Here is a 7,261-nt window from a genome sequence, read left to right on the forward strand (position 1 = left end):
CCCATTGAACAGCCCGTCGAGCGTCTGCGCCGCCTCAGCACCCTGAAGTCGCAACGGCGCTGGTGCCATGTAGTTGTATTTCACGTCCGAAATAATCTGGCCATATGCACAAAGCCCCGAGGCCAGTTTGGAAATCAGCACTTTTGAAATGCCCATTTCGCGCGCAAGCGCTGTGATATGTGCTCCGGTCGCGCCGCCTGCCCCCATTAGAACGAAATCACGCGGATCATAGCCGCGTTCCACCGAAACCCGGCGGATCGCATTGACCATGTTGTTGTTCACGATGGTGAACATGCCGTAGGCGGCTTTTTCCACGCTCAGGCCCAGTGGGTCGGCCAAATTGGTTTTGATTGCAGAGCGGGATTGTTCGATGTCGAGCGGCAGGCGCCCCCCCACAAGCCCATCTGCGTTGAGATAGCCCAGGACAAGATTGGCATCGGTTGTGGTCGGTCGTTCGCCGCCCTGACCATAACAGGCCGGACCGGGTTCCGAGCCCGCCGATTGCGGACCCATTTGCATCAGGCCCATTTCATCAATCCACCCGATAGAGCCGCCACCAGCACCCAGCGTTTCCACTTGGATCATCGGAATGCCGATGCGATAGCGTAGAAAGTCGATGTTCTTGTTGACGTTGGCTTTCCCGTCCTTGGTCAGCGTAATGTCGAACGAGGTTCCGCCCATGTCGCAGGTGATGATGTTCTTCTCGTCCCAAGGCGCGCCCACGTCGAGGGCCGCTTGTGGCGCTGAGGCTGGGCCGGAGTTGATCGCGTAGACCGATTGATCCGCCACCACCTTTCCCAGCGCGAGCCCGCCGTTTGACTGGAAATAGCGGACCGGGTGTTTCGAACCCAATTCGCGGAAGTAGGCATCGACCCCCTCGACATAGCGTTGCAGGATCGGGGCCAGATAGGCGTTGACGATGGCCGTCGAGGTCCGGGTGTATTCGCGCACTTGCGGGTAAAGCCGACTGCCGATGGTCAGTCGCACATCGGGCATCATCTCGCGCACGATCTCGGCTGCACGCATCTCATGTTCGGGGTGTAGCACCGACCAGACAAAGCTGATCGCGACCGACTCCACCCCTTCAGATATGAAATACCGACAAGCGTCGCGCACATCTTCTTCGCTCAAGGCGGTGCGCACTGACCCGTCGGAAATCACGCGCTCGTTGACCCCTTTGCGCAGGTGGCGTGGCACCAACATTGTCGCTGGGGGATATTCAGGGTCATACCGATAGCCGTCTTCCTTGTGGCCCAACCGAATTTCAATTGAATCTTCGTGGCCGCGGGTGGCGATCAAGCCGGTCTTGGCGCCGGTGTGGGTGATCAGCGCATTCAGGCCGACGGTGGTGCCGTTGATACAGAGGTCAGATTGGGACACGATCTCTGCCGCGCTAAGCCCGGTTTCGTCAGAGATCAGCGCAAGCCCGTTGCGGATGGCCTTGGTCGGTTCGGTTGGCGTTGAGAGCACTTTGAAAATTTGCACGTCACCATTGGCACGGGCCAGAATGAAATCTGTGAACGTGCCGCCGGCGTCGATGCCCAGACGATATTTGCTACGCATGAGAATAATCCTTTTATGTCAGATGCTTCAGGCCGCCGCGCGGGCTTTGGCTGTGGCGGCTTCGTCTACGGTCAACGTTTCAGGGTCGGCAATGACGACGCCATAATCGAGCCGGGCACCGGCGATCGAAACGAGCCCGTTTCGGATGTCGGCCACCACCTTTTGCACCTCGCGCTCGAAGGGGTTGCCATATCCGCCGCCGCCTGGGTTGAGATTGGCGGCGCGTTCGCCGGGGCGAATGGTTTCGATGACGTTATCGGTAATGATCTGAGTTTCGCCCGCGCGGGTGACTTCCAAGCGTCCGACCTTTTTTTCGACCATGGCGGATTTCGCCCCAGCCGCGCCCATAGCCGGGATACGGCGCCCTTCGCCGAACGTGATCAACGTCATGTCCCGGTCAAGCGGTTCGACTTCCCACCGCGTGCCTGAACCGCCACGGAATTTGCCCGCACCGCCGCTGTCCGTCATCAATCCGTATTCGTGGATGATGATCGGATAGGAATGCTCCAGCATCTCGATATCGCCTGAGGTCAACGCCCCAAAACAGCATTCCGGTCCGCAGGCGTGCCACCCGTCCTGGCTCGCTGTGGCCCCGGCTCCTGAGATGATCGACGCCAGAACCATGGTCACGTATTCTTCGTCATGTCGCGTATCCCAACCCGCAATGTTGCAGCCATTGGCATGACCCCACGACGCTGAAACCTTGTCCGGTGCCGCCTGTTCGAAGGCTAGCCGGACCGCATCTGTCAGCGTTTCCATGGGCGTGGTGGTGCAGTTCATGTGCGGCGCTGGCGGCTTGGCGTTGCACAACGTGCCCTTGGGCCCCATGTCCACCGTCACATTGCGGTAAAGCCCTTCGTTATAGGGGGGAGGCAACTGGGCGAACATCATCAGGCCGAGATAGACGCCGGAGTAGGAATTGCCCTCGTAGGAATTGATGAAATACGGGATCTGCGGCGGGCTCTCGATTTCGATATGACAGGTTTCGCCTGTGATCGTCACCGTTGCGGTGATGTCGAAATCGCCAAAGCCGTGTCCCGCATCTTCCAGAATGGCGGTGCCGGAATATGTCCCATCCGGGACCTTTGCGATCAAGCCCGACATATGGCGATTGGCCATCGACAAAAGGTCTTCGATGCAGTCCTGGACAACGTCTTTGCCGTATTTGTCCATCAACGCCACAAGGTTGCGGGCACCGACTTGGCAAGCGCCAATCAGGGCGTTGAAATCGCCTTCCTGATCCCGCCGTGCCCGCATGTTGGTCAACAAGAGGTTCAGCACATCGTTGCGCGGCACCCCTTTGTCCCAGATTTTGACCGGCGGAATGCGCAGCCCTTCGGCGTAGATTTCTTTGGCCTCGGGGTTATAGCCCGCGGGAACCGGGCCACCGATGTCGGTCAAATGGCCCTTGCAGACCGTCCAAAACGCCAACTCGCCTTGATAAAACACCGGGTAGTACATGCATGTGTCGATGATATGCGATCCGGCATAATCTGGATCGTTGTGCAGGATCAGATCGCCCTCATGGATATCGCCCTCGAAGAACTTATCGACCGCTTTCATCGCAGGAATGAGCGATCCCAGATGGATCGGGATGTCTTGTCCTTGCAGGATCATCTCGGGCGTGTGGTTGAACAGTGCCGTGGAATAATCATGCGCGAGGTTGAACACCGAACTGCGTGCGGTCTTTTCCAGTGCCATCGTCATTTCGCGCTGCGTGGTCTCAAGAACACCTCTCACGACGGAAAGTGTGATTGGGTCGACTTGTCGTTTTGCCATATTTCCGGTCCTTTGCTGGGGGCAGAACAGTGCCTGACGGGGGCTGAAGGCCCTTCCGATCCGGCGCGTTTGTCCTGCACGTCGATCTGCCAAACAGGGTTTCCGGGAAATCGATTCCAGTCTTGACGCTCCGTGCACAAAGCTTTGGCAAACGGCGCAGAAAAATTTGTCAACCAGCGCAAGATGAGTTGACGCAGAGCGCAGACCGCCTGTTTTTCTTTTGTTTTGATCACAGCGTCACGTAATGTTTACGAAGGGAGGACTTTTCGATGACAGCTGCGTTCCGCTTTTCGACGGGTGCAACAGAACCGCAGCATCGTTCCAGCAAATGGAATGCGGTGGTGTCGGAGGCGTATTTTCCGCTGGAGTTGCAATTTCGCGACCCGATCCGTTTCAATGGCGAACTGTCTCGCGTTGAACTGGGCCATGTGGGTATGTCACGGCTCACGTCTGACCCGGTGAATTACGAACGTCGGCGCTCGCATATTTGCAATACTCAGGAAGAGGAATATCTCGTCACGCTGCCGCGCGCGACCTCGGTTGAGTTCCGCCAGATGGGTCGCGACCTGCGCTGCGATCCCGGCGGTTTTATTCTCGAGCGCGGTGACGAGCCTTATCGGTTCCTCTATGAACGCCCTAACGATTTGTACGTGCTCAAAGTCAGCCGCCGGGCGTTGGCCGAGCGGGTGCGTCAGCCCGATCGCTTTTGCGCGCGTGTGATCGACGCCACCACCGGAACGGCGGGGCTTTTTGCCACGATGGTCAGCCATGCTCAGAGCCAGATCGACGATCTCACGCCATCGGCTCGTGAAACCATCGGACGCCACCTGCTTGAACTTCTCGGCCTTGCGCTCAACGATGCCTCGAACGCCTGCGAAAGTGGCTATTCTTCGGTGCGGGCCGCACATCTTTCCAGGGTCGAGAAATACATCCGCGCCAATCTGAAAGACCCCGATCTTTCGCCCGATCTCATTGCCGAAGCCTGCGGTATCTCCAAACGGTACTTGCACGATCTTTTCAAAGACATGAACGGCACCGTCAGCCAACAAATCCGAGATCAGAGGTTGGTGGCCGCGCGGGACCGGTTGCAGGCCTCACGCGATCTGTCGATTTCCGAGGTCGCCTACCGTTTCGGGTTCGCAGATCAGGCGCAGTTCTCGCGGCTCTTTAAGGCCAAGTTCGGGATGACGCCCTCAGAATTCCAACGCAGCGCGACGCAACGGCTCGCCTGATCCGGTCCGGCAATGGACCTCATCTCTCAGCACAAATCTGATCGAAAAGGGCATTGGCCGCCTGAGACAGCGCGCCGTTGCGGCGATAGATGTAGAAATTGATGTCGGGCAGGGGAGGTAACCCTTCGCGCTCACCAAGGATACGCAAATCTTGGGTCACCATTTCCGGTGTGCGCGCGGTCACGCCCAATCCGGCGTTCAAAGCAACATGAATCCCCGACAGGCTTGGACAGGTATAGCGTTCGATATGGGCCACCCCGCGTTGTTCAAGCGCATCAAGCGCGATCCGGCGAAAGATGGACGGAGAATCCGCAAGCACCAAAGGCACGGGTTGATTGCGTTCCAGTCGCAACATGGAAGAGGCGATCCAAACCGTCGGTGAGCTGCGCAAAAGTTTGCCTTCGAACCGTTCGGAATGGCGTGTGGTCAGGGTCATATCGAGCCGCCCGTCCTCAAGCAAAGGCATAAGGTTCGGGCTGCGGTCCACTTTGAGCATGACGTGAACGCGCGGATTGGTCTGGGCATAAGTCGACAGAAACAGCGGCAGAATGGAATCTGCAATATCGTGCGGGGCGCCGATGCGGACTTCGCCGACCTCTTGTGAGGCATGCACCATCATCACGGCCTGATCGTTCAGACTGATGATTTGACGCGCATAGCTCAAAAGGTTCTGACCTGCCTGCGTCAGTCGCCGTTTGCGACCCAGCTTTTCAAACAGGGGGATGCCCAGTGTTTCTTCAAGGCGCTTCATTTGCTGACTGACGGCGGATTGCGTGCGATAGACCCGCCGCGCCGCCGCAGTGAATCCGCCCTCTTCCGCAATCGCGACAAAGGTGCGCAACAGGTCTGCTTCGAGATTAGTGATCATGTTGGTGTGCCATTTTCGGGGCAGCATATCACAGCAAGATATCTCGTCACCCGCTTTCGGCCTTTACCGACCCTGCGTCTGCCCTTTTGACGTTTAAACCTGATCTCGTCCGTTTCATCCCCGCATCAGCGCAGGCCAATGTCAAACGCCAGTGGCACAAGATCGTGCCTGTCTGATCTTCGGCCATGCTGCGTTGCGGCACGTCTCGAAATCGAACGCACAGACGTTTGTGTTCCCCCTCCCGTTGTGAGGGGAAAATATTAAGTCATTATAAAACAAATGGTTAAATATTTTTGACCGGTCTGTTCGCGGGTTGGAAAAGAACCTGCATCCCATTGGGTAGGATCGACGGTCCGGCCAAGGGGAGAGGAGCCCCCGTGGCCTCAGCGACCGTGATCCCGGCGTAAGACACGCTCTTTACCGCAGGATCACTGCGCAACAAGGATGGGAGGAGAGATGCACGATGGCATTTCAGATCAATATTGATAACGGAGGGACGCTGACCGATGTGTGTATCATGTCGGACGACGGCGTTCAAAAGACCAAGGTTCTGACCACGCCTTATGATTTGTCGAAATGTTTTTTCGAGGGTCTGACCAAAGCCTCCGAGGTGGTCTATGGCGCCACGGACGTCAAACGTCTGCTCGAAGAGGTGGACCTGATCCGTTATTCCACCACCCAGGGCACAAACGCGATTTGTGAGCGCAAGGGGCCGAAACTGGGTCTGGTGCTCGACACGGAGTCCAAGGATCTTGTGGCCTCACTGCGCGACCATGATCCCGAAGTCTATGACGCGTTGATCGGGGATCGGGTGGCTTTTGTCGACACAGCGACATTGCACAGCGATGCCGCCGAAGTCGATGTGGTCAAGGTGATCAACCAATTGACCGCAATGGGCGCAAACCGTCTTGTGGTCTGTTTCAGCGGCGCAGATTTCGGCGATGCAGAAGAGCGCGTCAAGAAAATCGCGCTGCGCAAATACCCGCGCCATTTGTTGGGGGCGGTGCCGGTGCTCTACGCGTCGGATCTGACGGTCGATGCCAATCCTGATCGGCGGGCATGGTCGGCGGTGATCAACTCTTTCCTGCATCCGTCGATGGAGGCGTTTTTGTACAACGCCGAAAACCGTCTGCGTGCGTTTCGCACGAAAAACCCGCTGTTGATTTTCCGCAATGATGGCGATGCCTCGCGCGTGGCCAAAACCGTGGCGATCAAAACCTATTCGTCGGGACCGCGTGGCGGCATGGAAGGGGTGAAAACCTTTGCCTCGGTGTACGGATTTCGGGACACGGTTTCCATCGACGTGGGCGGAACCACCACGGACATTGGCCAATGCACCGAAGGGCGCGTTGCCGAAATGCGGCGCGGTCATGTTGAAGGCATCAGCGTCTCCTTTCCACTGTGTGAAATCATGTCGGCGGGCGCCGGGGGCAGCTCGATCTTTCGGGTGAAAGAGGGCCAAATTGTCATCGGTCCTGAGAGCGTTGGCGCATTGCCGGGTCCGGCCTGTTTCGGGCGCGGCGGCAAAGAGGCGACCATTACGGATGCCAGTTTGCTTTTAGGGCTTCTTGATCCGATGTCGTATTTTGGCGGAGACATGGGGCTTGATCTTGCGCGCGCAGAAGCGGCGGTGATGGCCAATGTGGCCGATCCGTTGGGGGTGAATCTTGAAACGGCATTGCTTGCAATGTCGGATGCGTTCGAGGCGAAAATTGCCGAGGAACTGCATCGTTGCACCACGATTTCTTCTGATACGGTGATGATGGCCTTTGGCGGCGCTGGACCACTGAATGCCTGCGGTGTGGCCGAAAAAGCCGGG

The 7,261-nt window shown here is 57.6% G+C and carries 5 protein-coding genes; 2 read left to right on the plus strand and 3 right to left on the minus strand.

From position 1 onward, the window contains the following. Both ACN0X0_RS22645 and ACN0X0_RS22650 read right to left on the minus strand, forming a co-directional pair. On the minus strand, positions 1 to 1,563 hold a 1,563-nt coding region (locus ACN0X0_RS22645; protein WP_417281082.1), incomplete at its 3' end, for a hydantoinase/oxoprolinase family protein. A 27-nt stretch (positions 1,564 to 1,590) separates the two neighbouring features. Next, positions 1,591 to 3,342, minus strand: a complete 1,752-nt coding sequence (locus ACN0X0_RS22650; RefSeq protein WP_417267660.1) for a hydantoinase B/oxoprolinase family protein — start codon at positions 3,340 to 3,342, stop codon at positions 1,591 to 1,593. 269 nt (positions 3,343 to 3,611) lie between these two features. On the opposite strand from ACN0X0_RS22650, the gene ACN0X0_RS22655 reads away from it, so the two are divergent. Then, positions 3,612 to 4,574 carry a helix-turn-helix domain-containing protein gene (locus ACN0X0_RS22655; protein WP_107717622.1) on the plus strand — a complete coding sequence of 321 codons (963 nt, stop codon included), beginning with the start codon at positions 3,612 to 3,614 and terminating at the stop codon, positions 4,572 to 4,574. Between the two features lie 19 nt (positions 4,575 to 4,593). Here ACN0X0_RS22655 and ACN0X0_RS22660 read toward each other — a convergent pair whose 3' ends face one another. Further along, positions 4,594 to 5,442 (minus strand): LysR substrate-binding domain-containing protein, encoded by an 849-nt coding sequence (locus ACN0X0_RS22660; RefSeq protein ID WP_107717958.1) that lies wholly within the window; start codon positions 5,440 to 5,442, stop codon positions 4,594 to 4,596. A 463-nt stretch (positions 5,443 to 5,905) separates the two neighbouring features. On the opposite strand from ACN0X0_RS22660, the gene ACN0X0_RS22665 reads away from it, so the two are divergent. After that, a partial coding sequence (locus tag ACN0X0_RS22665; protein ID WP_417281083.1) for a hydantoinase/oxoprolinase family protein occupies positions 5,906 to 7,261 on the plus strand: 1,356 nt, incomplete at its 3' end.

The organism is Celeribacter sp. (genome assembly GCF_048270365.1).
In the GTDB taxonomy this organism is placed as follows: Bacteria; Pseudomonadota; Alphaproteobacteria; order Rhodobacterales; family Rhodobacteraceae; genus Celeribacter.

Excerpts from the sequence above, each read along its gene's own strand:
- ACN0X0_RS22650 (WP_417267660.1), bottom strand. The coding sequence starts at position 3,342 with ATGGCAAAACGACAAGTCGACCCAATCACACTTTCCGTCGTGAGAGGT.
- ACN0X0_RS22655 (WP_107717622.1), top strand. The coding sequence starts at position 3,612 with ATGACAGCTGCGTTCCGCTTTTCGACGGGTGCAACAGAACCGCAGCAT.
- ACN0X0_RS22660 (WP_107717958.1), bottom strand. The coding sequence starts at position 5,442 with ATGATCACTAATCTCGAAGCAGACCTGTTGCGCACCTTTGTCGCGATT.